The organism is Agrobacterium sp. Ap1, assembly GCF_017313375.1.
Lineage (GTDB): Bacteria > Pseudomonadota > Alphaproteobacteria > Rhizobiales > Rhizobiaceae > Neorhizobium > Neorhizobium cellulosilyticum.
The window spans coordinates 33103-55342 of record NZ_JAFLMY010000018.1 but is presented as its reverse complement, the minus strand read 5'-3'; the positions used below and the strand labels follow the sequence as shown (position 1 = coordinate 55342).

20 protein-coding genes are annotated in these 22240 nt (G+C 61.2%); 4 read left to right on the top strand and 16 right to left on the bottom strand.

Annotation, left to right across the window (positions count from 1 at the left end; genetic code table 11):
* Window positions 1-23 precede the first annotated feature (23 nt).
* Complete coding sequence (locus tag JZX87_RS24605) at window positions 24-809, top strand: SDR family oxidoreductase (protein WP_148146708.1); 786 nt, start codon at window positions 24-26, stop codon at window positions 807-809.
* A 57-nt stretch (window positions 810-866) separates the two neighbouring features.
* Window positions 867-1793, top strand: coding sequence for a dihydrodipicolinate synthase family protein (locus tag JZX87_RS24600; RefSeq protein WP_148146706.1), 927 nt, complete (start codon window positions 867-869; stop codon window positions 1791-1793).
* Between the two features lie 242 nt (window positions 1794-2035).
* On the opposite strand, the gene JZX87_RS24595 is transcribed toward JZX87_RS24600, so the two are convergent.
* From JZX87_RS24595 to JZX87_RS24565, 7 genes are all read right to left on the bottom strand, one after another.
* Window positions 2036-2431 carry a RidA family protein gene (locus JZX87_RS24595; protein ID WP_112456178.1) on the bottom strand — a complete coding sequence of 132 codons (396 nt, stop codon included), beginning with the start codon at window positions 2429-2431 and terminating at the stop codon, window positions 2036-2038.
* A 90-nt stretch (window positions 2432-2521) separates the two neighbouring features.
* On the bottom strand, window positions 2522-4327 hold the full coding sequence (locus tag JZX87_RS24590; protein WP_206828568.1) for an ABC transporter ATP-binding protein: 1806 nt from the start codon (window positions 4325-4327) through the stop codon (window positions 2522-2524).
* A gap of 2 nt (window positions 4328-4329) precedes the next feature.
* Window positions 4330-5193 (bottom strand): ABC transporter permease, encoded by an 864-nt coding sequence (locus JZX87_RS24585; protein WP_148146703.1) that lies wholly within the window; start codon window positions 5191-5193, stop codon window positions 4330-4332.
* Window positions 5190-6131: an ABC transporter permease gene (locus JZX87_RS24580; RefSeq protein ID WP_183685812.1), complete on the bottom strand. Its 942-nt coding sequence runs from the start codon at window positions 6129-6131 to the stop codon at window positions 5190-5192. Before JZX87_RS24580 ends, JZX87_RS24585 begins: the two co-directional genes overlap by 4 nt.
* A 78-nt stretch (window positions 6132-6209) precedes the next feature.
* Complete coding sequence (locus tag JZX87_RS24575) at window positions 6210-7727, bottom strand: ABC transporter substrate-binding protein (protein WP_148146699.1); 1518 nt, start codon at window positions 7725-7727, stop codon at window positions 6210-6212.
* A 56-nt stretch (window positions 7728-7783) separates the two neighbouring features.
* Window positions 7784-9265 (bottom strand): M81 family metallopeptidase, encoded by a 1482-nt coding sequence (locus tag JZX87_RS24570; RefSeq protein ID WP_148146697.1) that lies wholly within the window; start codon window positions 9263-9265, stop codon window positions 7784-7786.
* 523 nt (window positions 9266-9788) lie between these two features.
* Window positions 9789-10877, bottom strand: a complete 1089-nt coding sequence (locus JZX87_RS24565) for a D-TA family PLP-dependent enzyme (RefSeq protein WP_206828566.1) — start codon at window positions 10875-10877, stop codon at window positions 9789-9791.
* A 192-nt stretch (window positions 10878-11069) separates the two neighbouring features.
* On the opposite strand from JZX87_RS24565, the gene JZX87_RS24560 reads away from it, so the two are divergent.
* Together JZX87_RS24560 and JZX87_RS24555 are read left to right on the top strand one after the other, a co-directional pair.
* Window positions 11070-11933, top strand: a complete 864-nt coding sequence (locus tag JZX87_RS24560) for a MurR/RpiR family transcriptional regulator (protein ID WP_206828564.1) — start codon at window positions 11070-11072, stop codon at window positions 11931-11933.
* Between the two features lie 307 nt (window positions 11934-12240).
* A complete protein-coding gene (locus tag JZX87_RS24555; protein WP_286195030.1) occupies window positions 12241-13533 on the top strand; it encodes an MFS transporter in 1293 nt (430 codons plus the stop codon).
* Between the two features lie 14 nt (window positions 13534-13547).
* Here the strand turns inward: JZX87_RS24555 and JZX87_RS24550 are convergent, their stop codons facing one another.
* The 9 genes from JZX87_RS24550 to JZX87_RS24510 form a co-directional block, all read right to left on the bottom strand.
* The gene (locus JZX87_RS24550; protein ID WP_353654253.1) at window positions 13548-14876 is read right to left on the bottom strand and encodes an MATE family efflux transporter; all 1329 of its coding nucleotides are present in this window, start codon (window positions 14874-14876) and stop codon (window positions 13548-13550) included.
* Entirely contained in the window at window positions 14877-15455 is a 579-nt protein-coding gene (locus tag JZX87_RS24545) for a peroxidase-related enzyme (protein ID WP_148146691.1), read from the bottom strand. It abuts the gene before it with no gap.
* A gap of 1 nt (window position 15456) precedes the next feature.
* Window positions 15457-15963 carry a CMD domain protein gene (locus JZX87_RS24540; protein WP_148146689.1) on the bottom strand — a complete coding sequence of 169 codons (507 nt, stop codon included), beginning with the start codon at window positions 15961-15963 and terminating at the stop codon, window positions 15457-15459.
* A gap of 13 nt (window positions 15964-15976) precedes the next feature.
* Window positions 15977-16567, bottom strand: a complete 591-nt coding sequence (locus JZX87_RS24535) for a 2-hydroxychromene-2-carboxylate isomerase (RefSeq protein WP_286195029.1) — start codon at window positions 16565-16567, stop codon at window positions 15977-15979.
* Window positions 16568-16575: 8 nt separating this feature from the next.
* Window positions 16576-18057: a flavin-containing monooxygenase gene (locus JZX87_RS24530; RefSeq protein WP_206828560.1), complete on the bottom strand. Its 1482-nt coding sequence runs from the start codon at window positions 18055-18057 to the stop codon at window positions 16576-16578.
* Window positions 18058-18144: 87 nt separating this feature from the next.
* On the bottom strand, window positions 18145-19215 hold the full coding sequence (locus JZX87_RS24525) for an ABC transporter ATP-binding protein (RefSeq protein ID WP_183685533.1): 1071 nt from the start codon (window positions 19213-19215) through the stop codon (window positions 18145-18147).
* A 2-nt stretch (window positions 19216-19217) separates the two neighbouring features.
* On the bottom strand, window positions 19218-20012 hold the full coding sequence (locus JZX87_RS24520) for an ABC transporter permease (protein ID WP_206828557.1): 795 nt from the start codon (window positions 20010-20012) through the stop codon (window positions 19218-19220).
* A gap of 11 nt (window positions 20013-20023) precedes the next feature.
* A complete protein-coding gene (locus JZX87_RS24515) occupies window positions 20024-21004 on the bottom strand; it encodes an ABC transporter permease (RefSeq protein WP_183685529.1) in 981 nt (326 codons plus the stop codon).
* A 94-nt stretch (window positions 21005-21098) separates the two neighbouring features.
* A complete protein-coding gene (locus JZX87_RS24510) occupies window positions 21099-22199 on the bottom strand; it encodes an extracellular solute-binding protein (RefSeq protein ID WP_183685528.1) in 1101 nt (366 codons plus the stop codon).
* Window positions 22200-22240: the final 41 nt, after the last annotated feature.

The following is a 22240-nucleotide window of genomic DNA, read 5'->3' as shown; positions in this document are numbered from 1 at the left end:
ACAAAAGACAAGAGCAGGCATTCATGGATCTTCAATTAAGCGGAAAGACCGCGCTGGTATTCGGCGCAGGCGGTGGACTTGGTGGTGCGATTGCCCGGTCGCTGGCAGCGGAAAAGGCCAATGTCATCGTTGCCGATATCGATCTCGCCGCTGCCGAAAAGACGGCGCAGGCAATCGAGGCTGAAGGCCACAAGGCTTTCGCGTTGCAATGGGATATTGGTGATCTCTCGGTGATCGGGGAGCGGCTGGCGCTGATCGCTTCGACCTTCGGGCCGGTGGACGTGCTGGTCAACAACACAGGTGGTCCGCCGCCGACGCCAGCTACTGGTCAGGCGCCGGAAATCTGGTCGAAATATTTCGACAGCATGGTGCGCTCGGTGATCGCGGTAACCGACGCGATCCTGCCGTCGATGCGCGAGCGCGGCTTTGGCCGTATCATCAGCTCGACCTCTTCAGGTGTGGTTGCGCCGATCGCCAATCTGGGCATTTCCAACAGCCTGCGGCTGGCGCTGGTCGGCTGGTCGAAGACGCTGGCGCGCGAAGTCGGACGTGACGGGATCACCGCCAATGTCGTGCTGCCGGGCCGCATCGCCACGGGTCGTATCGTCTTTCTCGACGAGCAGAAGGCCAAGCGAGAGGACCGGCCGGTGGCGGATGTGACGAAGGAAAGCACCAATTCCATTCCGGTCGGCCGTTATGGCGATCCGCAGGAATATGGCGATGCCGTCACCTTCCTGGCCAGCCCGCGCGCATCCTACATCACCGGTTCGGTGATCCGCATCGACGGTGGCCTTCTCGCCAACATCTGATTAGAAATTAGGATCAAAAGCTGCGGCTTTGATCGATATCGCATCCGGGAGAAAGACATGACATTCAGCACTCAGTCCAAGGGCGTCTATGCGATTGCCGCCACGCCGTTTCACGACGATGGCGCGATCGACTTCAACTCGGTCGACCGCCTGACGGATTTTTACGAGGAAAGCGGCTGCACCGGCATCACCATCCTCGGTATCATGGGCGAGGCGCCGAAGCTGGAAGCGGATGAAAGCCGGGCGATCATCAAGCGCGTCGTCGAGCGCGCCAAGGTGCCGGTCATCGTCGGCGTTTCGGCGCCGGGTTTTGCCGCGATGCGTTCGCTGGCCCGCAGCTCGATGGACATGGGTGCTGCCGGCGTGATGATCGCGCCGGGGCAGGGTGCAAAGACCGACGAGCAGACCATCAACTATTTCGCCGGTGCCGTGGAAGCGGTCGGTGAAGACGTGCCGTGGGTGCTGCAGGACTATCCGCTGACGCTCAACACGGTGATCGCCACCAGCGTGGTTGCCAAGATCATCACCAACCACCCGTCATGCCTGATGCTGAAGCATGAGGACTGGCCGGGTCTGGAAAAGATCTCAAAACTGCGAGCCATGCAGAAATCCGGCGAGTTGCGCGAATTCTCCATCCTCTGCGGCAATGGCGGCATGTTCCTCGATTTCGAACCGGAACGCGGCGCAGACGGCGCGATGACCGGTTACGGTTTCCCCGACATGCTGAGCGAGCTTGTGTCGCTGTTTGAGCAGGGCAAGCGCGACGAGGCGCATGACCTGTTCGACGCACATCTGCCGCTGATCCGCTACGAGCAGCAGCTCGGCGTGGGCCTGGCGGTGCGCAAGCACATCCTCAAACGCCGCGGCGTGATTGCATCGGACGCACAGCGCAAGCCGGGCCAGATGCTGACGGCGACGGCGAAGGCCGAGGTGGATTACCTGCTGGCGCGGGTGGCAAGGCACGACAAGCGGGCGGCGCTGTAAGCGCTCGCATTAGGGAGGACGCCTTCCTCTCAGCTGTCATCCTCGGGCTTGACCCGAGGATCCAGACGCAGGCCGCTTTTCGTTGTGTTGCTTTCAAGACGACAACGATCGGCTTTGGTCGGTCGTTGTCAGCTCGTACTTGGATCCTCGGGTCAAGCCCGAGGATGACGGCCGTGGTGGGGATGCACTTGAGGTAACCGGCGAACTTTCGAAACAGAATGTCTCCCGCCGGTCTTTCCCGATCAATCCAGCGGCTTATACGCGATCACGTCCATCTCGACCTTGACGTCGACCATCATCGGGGATTCGACGGTGGAGCGGGCCGGGGGGTGGTCGATGAAGTGCTTCTGGAAGACGGCGTTGAAGCTGGAGAAATCGCGGGCGTCGTCGAGCCAGACATTGACCTTGACGACATGTTCCAGCGTGCAATCGGCAAGCGCCAGAACCGACTTGATGTTGGCGATCACCTGTTCGGTCTGGGCGACGATATTGCCGACGATGACTTCGCCATCGACGGTCGGCACCTGGCCCGAAACATAGACGAAATCACCGGCGCGGACGGCCTTGGCGAAGGGGCGGCGCTGGCCGCCGGCCTGGGCGTCGGCGACATCGTAACGGATGAGTTTCTTGCTGGTCATGGGGTGGTCTTTCTATTCCAGTGGGGTAGGGGCCGGGCTTGCCTGTTTTCGCAATGCCGGCAACTGCTTTACGCTTCTGCCGGCATTGTTTCAGTGGGCATCCTGCACGAAATGGCCGGGGGAAACCTCGCGATAGGTCCGCTTCGGCACGACGTAATCGAAGGGGCGCAGGGGGCTCTTGATCTCTTCGGAAAGCGGTGCTGGGGTCTGGCCGCGGCGTGACGGATCAGGGATCGGCACGGCCGAGATCAGGCGCTGCGTATAGGCATGCTGCGGGTTGTCGAAGATCGCCACCCGCGGGCCGATTTCGACGATTTCGCCTAGGAACATCACCGCCACGCGGTGGCTCATCCGCTCCACGACCGCCATGTCGTGGCTGATGAACAGATAGGCGAGGCCTCTCTTTTCCTGCAGGTCGAGCAGAAGGTTGGAGACCTGCGCCTTGACCGACACATCGAGTGCGGAGACCGCTTCGTCGGCGACGATGAATTTCGGGTCGAGGGCGAGCGCGCGGGCAATCGAGATTCGCTGGCGCTGGCCGCCGGAGAATTCGTGCGGGTGGCGATCGGCCATGGCGGCGGAAAGGCCGACCTGTTCCAACAGTTCGGAGACGCGGGCCTTGGCATCTTTCCGACCCATCAGGCCGTGGGCGAGGATGGGTTCGGCGATCGCGGAGCCGACGGTGATGCGCGGGTTGAGTGAGGCGAACGGGTCCTGAAAGATCATCTGCGAGGTGCGGCGCATGGTCCGCAATTCCCGCGTGCCGGCCTTGGTGACATCCTGACCGCCGATGACGATCGAACCGGCGGAGGGATTGAGCAGGCGGATGATGGCGCGGCCGGTCGTGGATTTGCCGCAGCCGCTCTCTCCGACCAGCGACAGGGTTTCGCCTGGACGCAGGTCGAAGGAGACATCTTCCACCGCATGGACGCGCCCATTGGGCAGGTCGAAACGGACGGCGAGATTATCGACCTTGAGGATCGGCTCGACGCTCAAGGCGACCGGGTTCATCTCGCGGCCATCGACGGCAATACCGGTCGAGGCATCGACCTCGGGGAAACGTTTTGGTGCGGCGGCGGCACCCATCGTGCCGAGACGCGGGATCGAGGCGAGCAGGGATTTTGTGTAGATCGCTTTCGGCGTGGCGAAAATTTCGTCGGTCTTACCGGTTTCGATCATGTCGCCGCGGAACATCACAACGGTGCGGTCTGCGATTTCTGCGACCACGCCCATGTCGTGGGTGATGAACAGAACGCCCATGTTTTCCTCCCGCTGCAACTCGCGCAGCAGGTGGAGGATTTCGGCCTGGATCGTCACGTCGAGGGCGGTGGTCGGCTCGTCGGCGATCAGCAGTTTTGGACGGCAGGCGAGCGCCATGGCGATCATCACGCGCTGGCGCATGCCGCCGGAGAATTTGTGCGGATATTCGTGAAGACGGGCTTTGGCCGCGGGAATACGGACGCGCTCCATCAGGCGCACAGTCTCAGTCTCGGCTTCGCTCCATGACAGGCCGCGATGCAGAACGAGAGCTTCCGCAATCTGGTTGCCGATGGTGAAGACCGGGTTGAGCGAGGTCATCGGCTCCTGAAAGATCATGCCGATCGAGCCGCCGCGCACCTTGCGCATCTCGGCTTCGCTGGCGGCAAGCAGGTCCTTGCCGTCGAGCAGGATCCGGCCTTCGGTGCGCGCGCGGCCGGCCGGCAGAAGCCGCATGGTCGACAGAGCGGTGACGCTCTTGCCCGAGCCGGATTCTCCGACGATCGCAACCGTTTCGCCGGCATCGACATGCAGGCTGATATTGCGGATGACGGCTTTCCAGCCACCTTCAGTCTTGAACGAGGTGGTCAGGTTCTCGACCGCAAGCACCGGCCGTTTGGTGGTCGTTATATCGGTCATGATCAGCTTTCCTTGGCGAGACGCGGATCGACGAGATCGCGCAGGCCGTCGCCCAGCAATTGCAGGGAGAGAACCGAGAAGACGATGGCAAGGCCCGGAAACACCATCAGCCACGGAGCGTTGTTCATGTATTCGCGGCCGGATGCCAGCATCGTGCCCCAGGTCGGCATATCGGTGGAAACGCCGACGCCGAGGAAGGAGAGGCTCGCCTCCGCCAGCATCGCCGAGGCGAAGACGAATGTGGCCTGCACGAGGATGGGAGATGCGAGGTTGAGCAGCACGTGGCGGGCAAGGATCTGCCAGGTCGGCAAGCCCATGGCGACGGCCGCCTCGATATAGGGCAGTTCGCGCAGGACCAGCGTCGAGCCGCGGACGATACGGGCAAGCCGCGGGGCGTAGGTGATGCCGAGGGCCAGGATGACCGTCGTCAGCGATGGGCCGAGGGCCGCAACCAGTGCGATGGCGAGCAGGATGTCGGGGAAGGACATCATCGCATCGAGCAGGCGTGAGATCGGCGCATCGAGGCTGCGGAAGAAGCCGGCGGCGACGCCGAGGATGACGCCGAGCACCGTCGAGATGACGACGACACCGAGGCTGACGAGCAGCGAGATACGGCCGGCGAAAATGGCGCGGGAGAAGATATCGCGGCCGAATTCATCGGTGCCGAAGAAATTCGTCATCGACGGCGGCTTCAGCTTGTTGATGATCGACAGCTTGTTCGGCGCGTAAGGCGCGACCCAGGGAGCGAGCAGCGCAGCCAGAATGACGATCGCCAGGATGATGGCGCCGAACAGCATGGCACGGTTGCCGAACAGGCGACGCAGGCCGGCTGCGAAAGGCATGGAGAGGGAGGCCATCGTGTTCATAGGCGCACCCGCGGATCAACGAGAATATAAAGCATGTCGACGATGAAGTTGATGAGGACATAGATGGCGGCCACGACGAGCAGCGCGCCCTGAATGACCGGATAATCGCGGCGCAGGACGGCCGAGACGACGAGATTGCCGACGCCCGGAAGACCGAAGACGGTTTCGGTGACGACGGCACCGGCGACCAACATGGCGACCGACAGGCCGATGACGGTGATGATCGGGATCATCGCGTTCTTCAGGGCGTGCTTGAGGATGACGCGGCCCTCGCCGGCACCCTTGGCGCGGGCAGTGCGGACGTAATCATCGCCCAGGACATCAAGCATGGCGGCGCGGGTGAAGCGGGTGATGAGAGCCGAATTGACGACGCCGAGTGCGACTGCCGGCAGCACGAGATGGTGCAGGCGTTCGAAGAAAGGCGTTTCGGGCCCGCCGTAACCGGAGGCCGGGAACCAGCCCTGGCCGACGGCAAAAACCTGGATCAGGATCAGGCCGAGCCAGAAGCTCGGGACACTGGCGGCGACCATGGTGAGCGTCACGACGATCTGGTCGAAGATCGTGCCGCGTTTGACGGCAGACAGGATGCCGACCGGCAACGCAATACCGACTGCGATCAGGATCGAGAAGAGGGTGAGGAAGAAGGTCGGCTCGGCACGGGCGGCAAGTGCTGTCGTGACCGGCTGATTGAGGAAGATCGACTGGCCGAGATCGCCCTGCAATATGCCCAGAACGAACTGGCCGTATTGCAGGAGAAGCGGCGCATCGAGCCCCATCTTCTCGCGCAATTGCGCGATATCGGCCGGGGTCGCATCCGACCCCAGCATGACGGCGGCAGGATCGCCGGGCGTGACGCGAACGATGATGAAGACCACCGTCACGACGAGGGCAAGCACGATTGCCATGCCCCCCAGCCGTTTCAGCAGCGCTTGTGCGATCCTTGCCATTGTCAGTCCTCAGTTTCTACGCAATTCCAGCAAAACCGGTTGCCGCTTCTGCTGGAATTGCTTTCAGCCTTACTTCTTCGGGGCTACGTTCCAGAAATGCGGCCAGTAGGTTGGCTCGTAACCGGAAACGCCGTTGGCGACGCCGGAAACGGCATTGAAGTTGCCGACCTTGTAGAGCGGTGCATCATCATAGATGACCGTCTGGATGCCGTCCCATGCCGCCTTCTTGGCATCGTCGGTGGTGGCGTCCATGTAGGTGGCGACAGCCTTTGCCTTCTGATCGGACACATACCAGCCCGGATAGGTGTCGGTGATCGTGTTGATCGTCGTCGGGTCACCCGGGAAGTTGGAATGGGTGATGAAGATATCCCATGCCTTCGAATCCGCGCGGCGGGTCGTCAGCGTTGCCCAGTCGACCACCTGCAGATCGACCTTGAAGCCCGCGGCTTCGAGATAGGCCTTGGCGACTTCGCCGATCTTGTAGTGGAATTCGTACTGGCGGCTGGTCAGAAGGCGGATCGGGGTTCCGTCGTAACCACCATCCTTCAAGAGCTTGGCGGCTTCTTCCGGATTGCCATCGCCATAACGGGCGACACCGGCTTCGGTGTGCCAGAATGAACCTTCCGGGAAAATCGAGGCATCGACGCTGAAGAAGCGGTCGTCAGAGAAGGCGGCCATCATCATGTCGTTCGGGTTGAGCGCAACCTGAACCGCCTGACGCAGCTCTTTCTTAACGAGAAGACCTTCCTTCATGTTCATGTTCATCGACGCCCAGCCGGCATCGCGGAAGATGACGGGCTTGGCATTGCCGCTCTTTTCGACGCGCTCGAATGCGCTGACCGGAAGGGAGTCCGCATAATCGAACTGGCCAGAGATCAGGCCTTCAACGCGGGTGTTGGCATCCGGCACCGGAACGAAACGGATTTCCTTGGCGATCGCCTCGCGCTTACCGGCATAGTTGCTCGGCGCACCTTCAGGCGACTTGTAGCCGTCGAAACGGACGAGCTGGGTGTACTGGTCTGGCTTGCGCTCCTTCAGGGCGTAAGGGCCGGTGCCGACGAATTCGGTCAGCGTGTCGGCGATCTTTTCCGACGGCAGGATGACGGAAGCCTGCGACAGGGTGGCGAGCAGCGGCGCATAACGCGACTTCAGCTTGAAGACGACCGCATGATCGCCATCTTCCGTCAGGCTTTCGACGATCGCTGCGACCTGCTTGCCCTTGGAATTGACCGCCATCCAGCGCTTCAGCGAGGCGGTAACGTCCTTGGCATCGAAGGTGCTGCCGTCATGGAAGGTGACGCCTTCGCGCAGCGGGATCGTGTAGGTGAGGCCGTCCTCGGAAATCTTCGGCATGCCGGCTGCGAGCAGCGGTACGGACTTCCATTCGGCGTCATAGGTGTAGAGCGTTTCGAAAATGTGCTGGTCGATGGTCAGCACGATATCGGTCGCCGTCTGCATGACGTCGAGCGTCGGCGGCTCGCCGATCGTGGCAACGGTCAATACGCCGTCGCTCGCCTGCGCCATTGCGAGGCTGCTGGTGCCGGCCAAGGCCGCCAGCGTCATCAGAACAAGTGCACTCTTTTTCATGGTCATCCCCTTGTTGCGTTTAATATAGCGGCCGGCTTTCCTGTCCGGCCGGGATTTCAGGCATCCAGTCCCAGCGGATCGGCCACGCGCGGCCAGAGCTTCAGGCTCGCCTTGCGATAGGGCGTTGTCGCCGGGTTGGTCGGATAGGAGGTCGGCGCGGCGATATAGACGATCTCTGACGAGACCGGCTGGAAGCCTGCGTAGAAATGGTTGGTCGACTTGATCAGCATGTAGGACTTGCGCGCGAAATCGATGCCCTGATTGGCGAAGATATCCGGCTCATAAGTCTGGGTGCGGCTGGTGATCAGCACGATATCGATATTGGTGCCGACCGGGCGAATGACGGCGGCGCTTCCGAGCGTGACACGCGAATTGCGAAAGCTCTGCCAGCCGGCATCGAAAACTTGTCTGACGGTGACGCGCAGATCCAGCGGATCGCCGCCTTCCGGGCTCGACTTGCCGCCGACGCGCAGTGCCAGTTCCGCGCCTTCACCCGCCGCATGGCAGAAGGTGACGGCGATCGGGTCCCAGATGGTGGCCACGGCGAAATCGTCCATACCGCGTTCCATCATCCGGCGCAGGATATAGGTGGCGTCGCCCGCCACGCCGCCGCCGGGATTGTCCCAGACATCGGCGATGGTGACCGGTTTTTCCGGATGCGCGGCGCGAATGGCGATGGCCTTGTCGAGGCCGGCCTCCGTATCGAACATCGGCATCGCGGTCGTCTTGCGCAGGCTGTAGAGTTCGCGGCCGAGTTTTGCGGCCAGTGCGTCGCCCTTCTCCTTGTCATTGTCGGTGACGACGACGATGCGGGTGCCCATGTCGGGCAGGTCACCAGCCATGAAGCCGTGGATGACGGAGGCGGACAGGATGCCGTCCTTGCCTTCCATCGCCTGCATGCGATCGACGAAAGAGCGCATCGGCTCGCGGCTGGTGGGGAAGATGGTGATCATCCGGCAGTCGAAGGTGGAAATGACCGGCTTGATCTTTCCACGCAGCGCCTGGAGCGCGAGTTCCACCACATGCTCGCCACGCTGTTCGAAATCCGTATGGGGGAATTCGAGGAAGGCGGCCATGATGTCGAGGTTGGCAACGCGCAGGGCGGTGAGGTGGCTGTGCGGATCGAATTCGGCGGCGATCAGCACATCGGGGCCGACGATTTCGCGGACGCGTGAAAGAAGATCGCCCTCGGGATCGTCATAGCCTTGGGCTGCCATCGCACCGTGCAGGCCGAGAACGACGCCCTCGACGGGCAGGGCGGCTTGCAACTCTGCCAAAATCAGGTCGCGCAGCGTCTCGTAGGTCTGGCGCTGGATGAGGCCGGCGGGTTCGGCCCAGCAGGATGTGCCCTCGATGACGGTGAAACCCTCGGCCTTGCCGCGGCGGCGCAAGATCGGGACGACGGAGGAGCACAGGGTCGGCGTATCGGGATGTTCGCCCGGTCCGGCATAAAACGCCGCCTTGAAGGCGTTCATATCCGTCGGCACGGGAGAAAAAGTGTTCGTTTCGGTCGCCAGCGAGGCGGTGAAGATGCGCATGTCTTGTTATCCGAATACACTTCGGCCTCAGGGCGACGCTGCCGTGCCCGAATGCCGTTGCCATGTTGTGCTGATTTGAAGTCTGCCGGAGCTACCGCCTGGATGTCGCTTAGCGACAGTCGTGATGCTCTCGGATCATTCGATTTCCCGTTTTCCTCAAGTTCGCCCGCTCACCGTTTCGGTGTAATTTATTTTCTTCATAATGCGCCAAATCAAAGCCAAGTCAATGGATTTTCAGATTTCGCACTATTTTGTGTAATTTATTTTCTTGAACGGGAATTTCGCGGAAAATTTTCATGCCGGCTGGAGATGCCGGACTCCGCTGCGTGCGTTGTCGCAACCGCAATCCGTTTTGAATCAATGATTTCCCTAGCCGTGAACATGGGGCACTAGCTGCGGAGAGAAAATCCGCCATGAAAAAGGGCGCCCTCGACAGGCGCCCGATTTTCATCATGTCGCTTGAACCGTGGCAGCGGGGTCGCTGCCTATCGGGTCGGCGCGAGAAAAATTTTCAAGACGGGCCTTACCAGACCGTTCCGCGGGCATCGATATTTTCAACCCGCGTGACCAAGCCGTCCTTGTGGAAGACCATGCGGTCGAAGAGATTGGTGACGACGCAGGTATGGTTCGGCACGACCTTCACCTGGGCGCCGATCTCCGGGAAGGGCGTGGTGCAGCCGGAAATATCGACCACGGCGTGTTCTTCCGAAAGCGAAACGATTTTTGCACCTTCGTAGCCGGCGATCGAACCGTAATCCGAAAAGCCGAGAAGATCGGATGTCAGCGCCTTGGAACCGCTGTCGAGAACCGCGCGGTCCGGGGCCGGGCGGGAAACGACGGTGGCGAGGATGTGCATGGCGAGATCGTCATCGGTGCAATGGCCGGCGCGGACCATGCTGCGATCGTTATAGACATAGGTGCCGGCGCGATGTTCGGTGGCAGACGGCACGAGATGGGCGAAGAACAGGTCCGGCGAACCGCCGCTGGAGCGGACAGGGCAATCGATGCCTTTTTCGGCAAGCAGCGCCATGGTCTTCGACATGAAAGCCTCGACCTGCTCGGCACCACCGGTGGCCGGGTAGGTCATGATGCCGCCGAAACGGAGGCCCGGTGCAGCCGCGATATTTTCGGCGAGTGCCACGGCTGCTTCCGGTGTCTGCACGCCGCAGCGTTTTGCGCCGGTGTCGCATTCGATCAGCACGGTCAGCGGCTTGTCGGCATCGAACGTTGCCGTAAGGCCTGTGACCGTCGTCTCGCTATCGGCAACGACGGCGAGTTTCGCGACGCGGGCATTGAGCGCTTTGAGGCGGGCGAGCTTTGCTGCGCCGAGAATGTTATAGGTGATCAGGATGTCGTTAAAACCGGCATCGGCAAACACTTCCGCCTCGGTTACCTTCTGGCAGTTGAGGCCGACGGCCCCGGCTTCCACCTGCTGGCGGGCGACGGCTGCGATCTTGTGGGTTTTGATATGCGGGCGGAACGCCTTGCCATGGCTTTCGCAATAGGCCTGAACGCGGGCGATGTTGGCGGCAAGCCGCGCCTCGTCGATGACCGGCATCGGGGTTGCAACCTCATTGAGCGGCGTGCCGGGTTCGGGCCAGGGATAGTTCATGGAGAGACCTCATCGGGATGAAGCGACCGTGCCTGAAGCGGCATCGGCGCGGGAAGGTTGTTTTTATTTTCTTGAAACAGCCGAGTTTCGTTGATGCTGGCGGGCATTATGCTATCAAATTACCAGACAGTGAAATTCATTTTCACAGGCGCATGCATTTTTCTAGTGCTGCCAATCTGAAGGGAAGACCGAATGGATCTGTTTCATGCCCTTTCCGATCAGGATGGCCGGCTTTCCGGGCTGGAGGCGAAGCTTGCCCAGTTCGCGCTGGAAAATGTCGATTTCGTCGTCAATGCGTCGATCATCGAGGTGGCGGAAAAGGCCGGCGTTTCGCCGCCGACGGTGACGCGTTTCTGCCGGCGGCTGGGTTGCCAGGGATATTCCGATTTCAAGGTGCAGCTTGCAAAACTCGCCTATGTCGGCCTGCGTTACCTGACGCCGGAAGCACCCACCGCGACGGCCGAGGAAGTAGCGCAGGATATCGTGTCGAAGGCGCAGAACGCGCTGTTCGAGGTCCACCGCCAGCTCGATTTGGAAGTGATCGAAAAGGCGGCACAGTTGCTCAGGGCTGCCGAGTTCATCCAGGCTTTCGGTGCCAGCGGCAATTCGGCAATGATCGTCAACGAGCTGCATAACCGGCTGTTTCGTCTCAGCTGCCGGGTCAATGCATCCAGCGACCATGGGATGAACCTGATGATTTCGGCAGCGGCTCAGCCGGGCACTGTCGTTTTCGGCTCGTCCTTTACCGGCCGCGACATGGGGCTTGTCCATTGCCTCAACCTACTGCGCGAGCGCTCGATCCCGACTATCGTGATGACGCAGGGCGGTTCGCCGGTCGCCAGCGCTGCGGATCTGGTGATCGCCATTGAGATGCCCGAGGGCAAGAACATCTTTCGGCCGACCTCGACACGTTATGCCTATCTGGCGGCGGTCGACATTCTCGCCAACATGGTCGCCTATGCCGATCGCACCAGAGCGCTGAAATCGCTGCGCGCGATCAAGGAAGAACTGGTGCGCAACCGCGATGGCGATGACCGCCAGCTTCTCGGCGACTGATCCGACCTCAAATTCAAGCAATTGCGGATTGATGCATTTGCGACATGATGATGCCGTTTTCAGGCAAGAAGTATTGTCGCAATCAGACGACACAGACGTCGAATTTTGAACATTCGGGACGGGCACCACCATTCGCCGTCTCAAGCATCCATGGGTTGATTTCCGTGTAAGAAGCCAGGCACCAAGGCGCTGACGATCTCGTGTCGATCACGCTGCACAATATTCGCGGTCGTAGTTACCGCCACGGCGAGGCGAGATGCCGGGATCAGGCATCGCCATTTTTAAAAATCATAAAAACGAGACCTTCATGTCGAGGCAAACCCTGACGACGGTGATGGCGCCGCTTCTCGGCCTTTTCATCCTGAGCGTTGGCAACAGTTTTCTGTCGTCGCTGACCACTCTGCGACTCGATGCTGCGGGCGCCTCGCCGGCAATGATCGGTGTGGTGTCCTCGGCGTATTTTGTCGGGCTGACGCTCGGGGCGATGTTTCATGACCGGCTGATCGTGCGGATCGGGCACATTCGCGCCTATGCCAGTTTTGCCTCGCTCGGCGTCGTCAGCATTCTCATGCAGGTTCTGTCTGCCGACTGGATGCTGTGGATCCTCGTCAGGCTGATCTATGGCTGGACGACGGTCGGCGTTTTTCTCGTGATCGAAAGCTGGCTGCTGCTGGTTGCGGACCAGACCGTGCGCGGCCGGTTTCTGGCCCTCTACATGATCGCGTTCTACGGCGCGGGTGCAGTCGGGCAGGCGCTGCTGGGAACGGTCGACGGGCTGGGCGAGTTCGCACCCTTCATCGCGGCCGCGATGCTGGCCTCGCTGTCGGTTCTGCCGATCGTGATCCTGCCGCGCGAAATGCCGCTGATGGAACGGGTGGAGGCGCTGAAACCCCTGCAGCTGTTTCAGATGTCGCCGAGCGGCGTGATCGGCTGCTTCGGATCGGGTGTAGCGATCGCGGCCGTCTATACGCTCTTTCCGCTCTATCTGCAGACGAATGGCATGCCGGTGGATGAGGTCGGGATGATGATGGCTTGTGTCATTCTCGGCGCGATGGTGCTGCAATATCCCGTCGGGCGCTGGTCGGACAACCAGGACCGGCGCGTGGTGCTGATCACGCTCGCCTTTGCCTGCCTGCTGCTCTGCGCCGCGATCCTGTTTCTGCCGCATAGCCCAACGACCCTGATGATTACCCTTTTCCTGTTGGGTGGCGGCATCTTTGCGATCTATCCCGTATCGATCAGCTTTTCGGCGGACAGGGCCTCGGCGGCATCGCTGGTGCCGATGATACAGGGCATGTTGCTGGTCAATTCGCTTGGTTCGGCGATCAGCCCGATTTCGATCTCCGCTGTGATGAGCGCGTTTGGGGCATCGGGTTTGTTCTGGTCGCTGGCGGTGCTGAACATCCTGATGGTGGTGTTCTTCATCTGGCGGCGTGGCGCGCGGCCGGATGCCACGCAGGTTGCGCCTTTCGCGCCGGCTACGGCGATGTCGCCGATCGGAGCAGAGATCCGCGTGACCGACGAGATGATACAGGGCGTGAAGGAGCACGACGCCGAGGGGGAGGAGCCTCCCTTCAGGCACGCATCATCGCTGGGGTGAGGATGAGATAGGCCCTATCCGAGCGTTCTCGCCGTCAGTTTCGGCAGCATCAGGCGGAAGGCGATGCTGCGGGCGCTCTGGAAGAGAAGCAGCGCGATCCACAGGCCGTGATTGCCGAAGAGCGGCTGCAGAACGGCCCAGGCGGCAAAATAGGTGGCGAGCGACAAGAGCATGAGATTGCGCATCTCGCGTGACCATGTCGCGCCAATATAAACCCCGTCCATCTGGAAGGCGATGGCGCCGACCAAGGGCATGATCGCGGCATAGGGCAGAAAACCTTGGGCCAGCTGTTCGACCGTCGCATTGGGGGATGCCAGATCGATGACCCACCAGCCGCCGGCGAGGAAGGACAGCGCAACAAGCGCACCGAAAACCAGCGCCCAGAGAGTGGTGAGTTTTATCATCCGGTCGAAGGCGGCTCGGTTTCTGGCTCCGACGGCACGGCCGGCCAATTGTTCGGCCGCAGTCGCGATGCCGTCGAGGAAGGCGACGCCGAAAAAGTAGAAGCGCAGGAGGATCGTATTGGCGGCGAGGATATCGATGCCGAGTTCGCCGCTCTGGCGGGTGAAGAAGGAAAGCCCGATCAGCAGCGCAAACGAGCGGATCATCATGTCGCCATTGACCGAGAAGAGTCGTCGCAGGCTTTTCAGATCCGGCCAGTTCCAGCTGGCCCTGTCGGTGCGACAGAGGATGATGATTGCACCGGCAAGTGCTGTGACGATTTCCGAGACGAGGCTGGCGATGGCAAGGCCGGCAACGCCGCCATCGAGACCGAGTACCCACCAGATGCTCAAGCCCAGATTGAGGCCGTTAAGCAGGCCCTGCAGCAGCATGGCCGTGAGCGCATCACCCCGGCCGATGATCCAGCCGAAGGCGACGAAATTGAACAGCACGAAAGGGGCCGACCAGACGCGCCAGGAGAAATAGACTTTTGCGGCGTCTGCGACCGCACCATCGGCGCCGAGCACGGTGAGGCCGAGATTGCCGATCGGGACGTGGAGGAGGAGGATGGCGAGGCCGGCGACCATGGAAATGGTCAGGCCGCCGAGAAGCATGCGCTGCTCATAACGGCGGTCGCCGGCGCCAAAAGCCTGGGCGGTAAAGCCGGTCGTCGCGCCGCGTAAGAAGTTAAAAGTGACGAACAGCACGTCGAAAATGACGGCGGCGAGCGCCACGCCGCCGATCAGCGCCTCCTGCCCTAATTGCCCGATCACGCCCGTCGCCACGAGGCTGACGAGCGGGGTCGAGAAATGGGCGATCATCATCGGGATCGCGATGCGCAGCACTTCGCGATGGGTAACCTCGAAGGAGGGTGCGGTGTCTGCGCTCGTCGCGGTTGCCACTTAGTCTTTCCGATGCGGTTCTCCGAGCGTGTGCATCAGCCGGTTGGCCCAGCCGAAGATCGCCACGGAATGGATAAGGTCGAGGATTTCAAGATCACTCAGGCCGGTCTCGCGCAAGTGGTAGAACTGGTAGACCCCGACATTATCCGGATGGGCGGTCAGATCGACGCCGAAATTGAACAGCGCCTGATCGTATTCGCCGAGATCGGCTTCGAGACCGTTCTGGTAGATTTCCTCCACCACTTCCGGCCGCTTTTCCAGCTGGATGAAACGGTTGGCGTGAACCTGGGCGCAATAGATGCAGTGGTTGACGAAGGAGGCGGCAAGCGCGCCGAGTTCGCGGCCGCCGCGCGACAGGCCGCCATCGCTATACATGATATCGTTGAAAAGCGGCGAGCGCTCGGCCAGCATCTCGGTTTCCTGCGCCAGCACCAGCACATAGGCGGACACCTTGGTATTGGACGGCGTGACCTTCAGCGCATCCAGCTGTTCGGGCGTCGCCGTCTGCAGGTCGACCGGCTTGACGTAAGGCTGCCATTCGAGCGCATCGAGGGTGAATTCATGAACCGCGTCAGACATGTCAGTTGTCCCTCAGCATCTTCAGGCCGGCGACGACCAGGACCTGGTAATTGACGAAAGCGATGATGCCGGCGAGCGTGACGATATCGCGATCGTCGAGGCCTGCGGCATAGAGCTTTTCGATGTTTTCGCGGGTGGCAGCCTTCGGGTTCTTCGTCACCAGATCGACATGGCGCAGGATGACGGCGAGGCGGCTTGCCTCGTCTTCCGGCTTCCATGCGGGATCAGCAATCGAGAGGACATCGCCGCTCGCGCCTTCCGTCGCGGCGAGGTCGCGGTAATGGGCCTGAAGTTCCTGCGAGGTCCAGAGTGCGGCCATGCGGGCGGCAAAAGCTGCACGCTCCGCATAGGAGAAATTGCGCGGATCGGTGGGGTGGAGTGCCGCGACATAGCTCGTCTGGGTGAGGTGCCTCAGCTTGGCGCGCTGTTCACGCAGGGCAAGCAGCGGCGAGGCGGGGGCAAGGCCCAGCACCTTATCGATCACATCGACAGTCGTTTCGGTGGTCATATGATTTTATTCCTCAATCTTGCGAAAGGGCTTCGTCGAGAAAGTCCAGGCGGTCCTGCCCCCAATAGAGCACGTCCTTGTAGATCCAGGTCGGGGTGCCGAAGACACCGCGCTTGCCGGCTTCTTCGTGGCTGTCGAGCCAGGCCTGCATGATTTCCGGCTGGTCTTCCATCGCCTGCAGCTTGACGCCGTCAAGGCCGAGCCGGTTGGCGACGTCGATACGGACATCCGGCTGGGTCACGTCCAGCTCTTCGCTCCAGAGAGCGTGAAGAAGGGCGTGGCTGAGTTCCAGCGACGGCAGGCCGAGCCTGTCGGCGGCGATTACCATGCGCGCGGAAAATTCGTTATTGGTCGGGTAATATTTGGGCTTGAGCACCAGTGGCATGTTGAGACGCTTGCGCCAGCGATCGAGTTCGACCGCGTGATAATCCTGACGCGGCTGCGGGCGGGAGCGCAAGGGTACGCCACCGTTTTCCGTGACGATGCGCGTCGGGCGCACCACAACGTCGAGATCGTGTTTTTCGATCAGCGCCTTGAACTGCGGCCAGCCGAGATAGGCCCACGGAGAACTGAGGGCGTGGTAATAATAGACTGTCTTGCGCATGATTATCCTCAAGCTGTCTTCTGTTCGGGGAGATCGGCGTCGGCATCGACCCATTCGGAACCGTCGAGTTCCGGCTTTTCGTAAGCCAGCAGGGCTTCCCAGTGGTAGTCGATATCGTCGATGAACAGGCCGGCAGCCACACCGCGGGCAAGCCATTGCGCACCTTCGCTGATTGCCGGGATATCGCCGCTGACCTTGCCGAGGCTCATCGTCGCACCGTAGTTGAAGCAGTGGATGTTTTTCAGCCAGGGCGCCTTGCCCGGCGTCTTTTCGGTGAAGGAGAAATCGTCCTCCAGCCAGGGGAAACGGCCAAGGCTCGGGTGTTTCTCGTCAGCCGGCGGCGTGATGCGGTCTTCCCAGCAGGCGATCTGATCCTTGTAGGGTTCGAGTTCGCTGCGGGCCAGCGGATCGACGGTGAAGCCGGTGCCGAGGATGACGAAATCGGTGCGGAAGATGCGGCCGTTCGTCGTGGTGATGACCACTTCGCTGCCTTCCTCCTTCATCGAAGCAATGCCGCAATCGAAATGGAAGAAGGCATTGGCGTGACGGCTGACGCGCAGCGTCGAACCGTGCGGGGCGGGGGTCTGCTGCCGTGTCGAATAATCCATCAGGCGCCATCGCCATTTCGGATCGATCTTCGGGAACCCGGCGGTGACGCCGTAGGAGCCGATGCCCATCAGCTTGTTGACCGTCGGCATCTTCTTGCGGCGGGCGAGAAGGCGGACCTCGCCGGCACCGGCTTCGAGTGCTTCCGCTGCGTTATCGACGGCGGATGCGCCGACGCCGATGACGACGACGCGCTTGCCCTTGAGGGTGGTGAAATCAACCTCGTCGGCCGAATGCGCCCAGCTTTTGCCGCGCTGCATGCCTTCGACGAAGCCGGGGATTTCAGCGGCACCGAGGCCATCGCGTCCGGTCGCCAGAACGAGCTTGCGGGTAAGGATCGGCTTCTCAGCGCCGCCGGCGATTTCAAGCTCCAGAAGCCCGTCTTCACGCGGGACGATGCGGGTGACGTTGATGCCGTTTTCGACCGGAATGGAGAGGACGTCGCGGTACCAGTCGAGGTAATCCATCCACATTGGGCGGGGGATCCGGTACAGTTCTTCCCACTTGGCGATGCCGAAAAGCGCCGTATACCAGGCGCGGAAAGTCAATGACGCCATGCCGGCTGCCGGGCCGAGCAGCGTTTTCGGCGAGCGCAGGGTTTCCATGCGGGCGAAGGTTTTCCACGGACCTTCGCGACCCTTCGGCGCCTTGTCGATGATCCTGATATTGCGGATGCCGACGCGGGAAAGCGCGAACCAGCCGACGAGACCGCACATGCCGCCACCGATGATGACAACGTCGCTGACCGGTCTGCCATCAACCTTGGCCGAAGCAGGCGACCAGTTGGCGGGCGGATAGTTCAGATATTCGAGGTCCTGCGCAACGCGGGCGTTCAGTTCGGCAAGCTTTGGATCGTTGAAACTGCGGATCGGTTCGGGACTCATTTGTCAGGTCCTGTTCGGTTCAAATATTCGGTGTTGCCGGCCGCGTGACACGGCCGGGCAAGATGCCGGGGATGCCGGCTGTCATGGTCAGTCGGCCAGCACCACGGCGTCGTTCTCGCGCCATGTCAGCCAGACATCGTCGCCGGTTATGGCCGAAAGCGCCACCGGATCGAGCTGGGCGACAACCGACTGGCCATTCGCCAGGCTGACGGTCAGCGATGTATGATCGCCCTTGAAGATGCTCTGCGTGATGCGGCCGGAAACGGCAATCGTGTTGGCCGGCTTTTGCGACAGGATGGAAATTGCTTCCGGGCGCAGCGCTGCTGCAACCGTGTTGCCGACCGCCGGGCTTTGACCGTTGAGGTTCGCATGGACAACGCTGCCGTTCCATTCGATGGCGGCCAGACCGCCATCGATGGCCTTCAGCCTGCCTTCGATGAAGTTCGTCTCGCCGATGAAGTTGGCGACGAAGCGGCTGCGCGGCTTGGCGTAAAGCGTATGGGGGTCGCCCATCTGCTCGATGCGGCCGGCATTCATGACGACGACGACATCCGACATGGTGAGCGCTTCTTCCTGGTCGTGGGTGACGAAGATGAAGGTCTTGCCGGTGGTTTTCTGGATCGACTTGAGTTCGATCTGCATCTGCTGGCGCAGTTTTGCATCGAGCGCGGACAGCGGCTCGTCGAGCAGCAGGACATTCGGGTTGGGTGCAAGTGCGCGCATCAGCGCGACACGCTGGCGCTGGCCGCCGGAAAGCTGACCCGGCATGCGCTCGGCGAAATCGGTGAGCTTGACCAGCGACAGAAGCTCCATCGTGCGTTTGTGGATGGCGTCGGATGCCATGCCCTTCAGTTCCAGACCGAAGGCGACGTTGCGGCGGACGTTGAGATGCGGAAAGAGCGCATAGTCCTGGAAGACGATGTTGACGTTGCGCTTGTTGGGCGGGAGCTTGCTGATCTCCTGGCCGTCGAGAAAGATCTCGCCGGACGTCGGCGTCTCGAAGCCGCCGAGCATGCGCAGCGTCGTCGACTTGCCGCAGCCGGAGGGGCCGAGCAGGGTGACGAACTGGCCGGGTTCGATGGCGAGATCGAGATTGTCGACCGCGAGCGAGGAGCCGTAAGATTTGTTGACGTTACGGAAATGAACGACTGGCTGCATGGCTATCGGGTCCTCGAACGGCGGGTGAGATGTTCGGCATAAAGCCCGACGGCTGCGGTTACGATCAGCACGAGGGTCGCTATGGCGTTGATTTCAGGTGACATGCCGCCCTGCACCTTGGCGAAGATCAGCATGGGAAGGGTGGTCTGGTAACCGCCCAGGAAGAAGGTACGAACGAAATCGTCGATACTGGTAAGCACGCAGAAGACCATGCCGCCGGCGAGCGCCGGTGCCAGATAAGGCAGCGTGACGCGCATGAAGGCAACAAAACTGTCGGCACCGAGATCACGGGCCGCATCGAGGAGATTGTTCGGCATCGAACGCAGCCGGGTCAGCACCATGATGACGACGAAGGGCACGGCGTGAACGGTATGCCCGAGAATGATCGCCCCGGTGCCGGTCGGGATGTCCAGAACGCGTATGAAGATACGCATCGAGATGGCATTGATCAGGCCCGGCACAACCGCCGGAAGACAGGCGAGTGCGAAGATCACGGAGCGGGCGATCATGCCCTCGGTGGTGATCAGCAGCGCAATCCACACACCGACGATCGTCGCAAACAGCGTCGTCATCAGGGCGATGAAGATCGAATAGGCACAGGCTTCGAGGAACTGCTTGTCCTGCAGCACCTGCGCATACCATTTGAGCGTCCACTTATCGATCGGGAAGGCGACGAAATTGGCATCCTTGAAGGAGATCGCCATCATCAGCGCCAGCGGCAGGAGCAGGTAGATGACGAACAGCCAGTAGGAGGCCTGAAGCGCGGTTTTGGGGAAGTCGGAAAAATACGTGCGCATCGGTCAGATCCTCACATCAGCTTGACGGTACGGCCGCCGACGACACGCATGAACAGACCGACGGTCGATAGCGAGACGGCAAGCATCAGGATGGAGAAGGCGGCACCTTCCGGCCATTTGTCGCTGGAGCCATGGAACAGGCTGGCGATGATTTCCGGGAAGATCGTCGAGTTCGGCCCGCCGAGAAGGAGTGGGGCGGCGAAGACGCCGATCGAGGTGAGATAGACGAGGCTGCAGCCCGAGATGATGCCGTCCCTCGACAAGGGCAGGATAACCCGGCGGAAACGCTGCCATGGTCCCGCGCCGAGATCCGCTGCTGCGTCGACCAGCGAGGTGGGGATCTTTTCGATCGCGGAATAGAGCGGCAGGAGCATGAACAGCGAGATCAGGTAGATGACGCCGAAGCTCAACGAGAAATAGTTGTAGAGCAGGATGATCGGGCGATCGATGAAGCCGATCTCGCGCAGGAAGACGTTCACGGCGCCACGGTTTGCCAGAAACATGATGACCGAGAAAGTGCGGATCAGCTCACCGGCCCAGAAGGGCGTCAGGAGCAGCAGCAGGGCACGGGTGCGGTTTTCCGGCTTGACCACTTTGGCAACGTAATAGGCGACGGGATAGACAACGACCAGCGTCGTGGCGGTGACGCAGACGGCAAATACGATGCTGCGCAGGAACGGCATGAAATAGAGCGGTTCCTGGAAGAACAGTCGGTAGTTGTCGAGCGTGTAGATCGCGCCGCCCGGTGCCGGCGGATAGTTGTCCATTATGCTGATACGGGCCATCTGGTAGATCGGGCCGATATGGAGCGTGATGATCCAGACCAGCGGGATTACCAGAAGCAGCGCGAGGCGGGCCATGCGACTGTTGGCGATGAGGCCGATCGTTGCGGCGTAAATCGGCGAATTCGCCAGCTTGCCGATCCATCCGGCATAGGAGGGGCCGGCCCTTGGAGACACTTTCGCGGTGTCGCTCATACTACTGTCGACCATCATTACGTTCCCATTCGTCTTTTTGCTTTTGACTGCAGTTCCGAGCGGCCGGTCCCTGTTGTGGGACCGGCCGTCGGTGTCACGGATGGGCGGCTCAGCCGGCCTTAACTTCGGCCGAAGCCTTGTCGATCATGTCGTTCTTCATCTTGCGGTTCTTCGAGCTGAAGAACTGGATGCGCTGCATCTGTTCGTCCGGCAGTGTCATGGCAGCGCGTTCCTTGTCGGTCAGGACCGTGTCGACACCGGCAAAGGCCGACGCGAAACCGGACTGGCGGGTCATCGCCGCACCGATTTCCGGCGAGGCCAGCATGGCGTTGAGGAACTGATAGGCCGCTTCCGCATTCGGCGCGTTGTTGACGACGTTGAACGAGTACAGGAAGCCGTAGGTACCTTCCTTCGGGATGGAAAGTTCGATCGGGTGGCCGTCCATGATCAGCTTGGCGGCCGGGCCGGACCATGCCTGCGCGACATAGATGTCCTCGTTGACGAACATCTGCTGCACTTCGGAACCGGCATCGTAATATTTGCGGACCTGCCCCTTGTTCTTGATCAGGTAGTCGCGGGCCTTGTTGGTGGCTGCAAGCGCTTCGGCTTCCTTGCCCTCATAGGTGACGTAATCGCCGTCGGTGCCCTGATACTTCATGGTGATCGAAAGGAAGTCGGAGACGATGTAGGACGTCAGTTCCTTGTACTGCTCGTCGAACATGATGTCCCAGCTGTCGGAAGCCTTGGTGTAATCGGTGTTGCGCACGAGACCTTCGAACCCGGCGAGAAGCGGCACGCCATAGGTCTTGCCGTCGATGGTCAGCTGCGGCGCGCCGGCATAGGCAGGCGCGAGCTTGTTCCAGTTTCCGATCCGGCCGGTGTCGAGCGGGGACAGGAGGTTGGAGGTGATGAACTGCGACAGGCGATGGCCGGTGACGGTGACGATATCGGTGGACGGCGCGTTGCCTTCAGCAGCAAGCAGATTGTACTGCTTGCCCTGGTCGTCGGTCAGGCGGATGCGGACTTCGATGCCGGTATCTTTCTGGAACTGGTCGATGAAGGATTGGGGAACGAATTTGTCATAGGTGGTGATGTTGACCACCTTGCTCTGCGCCATGGCAGGGCGGATGATCGACGGTGCAGCCAGGATGCCGGTCCCAGCGGCCAGCATCTTGAGCGTCGAACGGCGTGTCTGTGTGAAGTCTCGCATGTCAGTCTCCTTACTTTCCTGTCCGGGTTCCCCTAGGCATT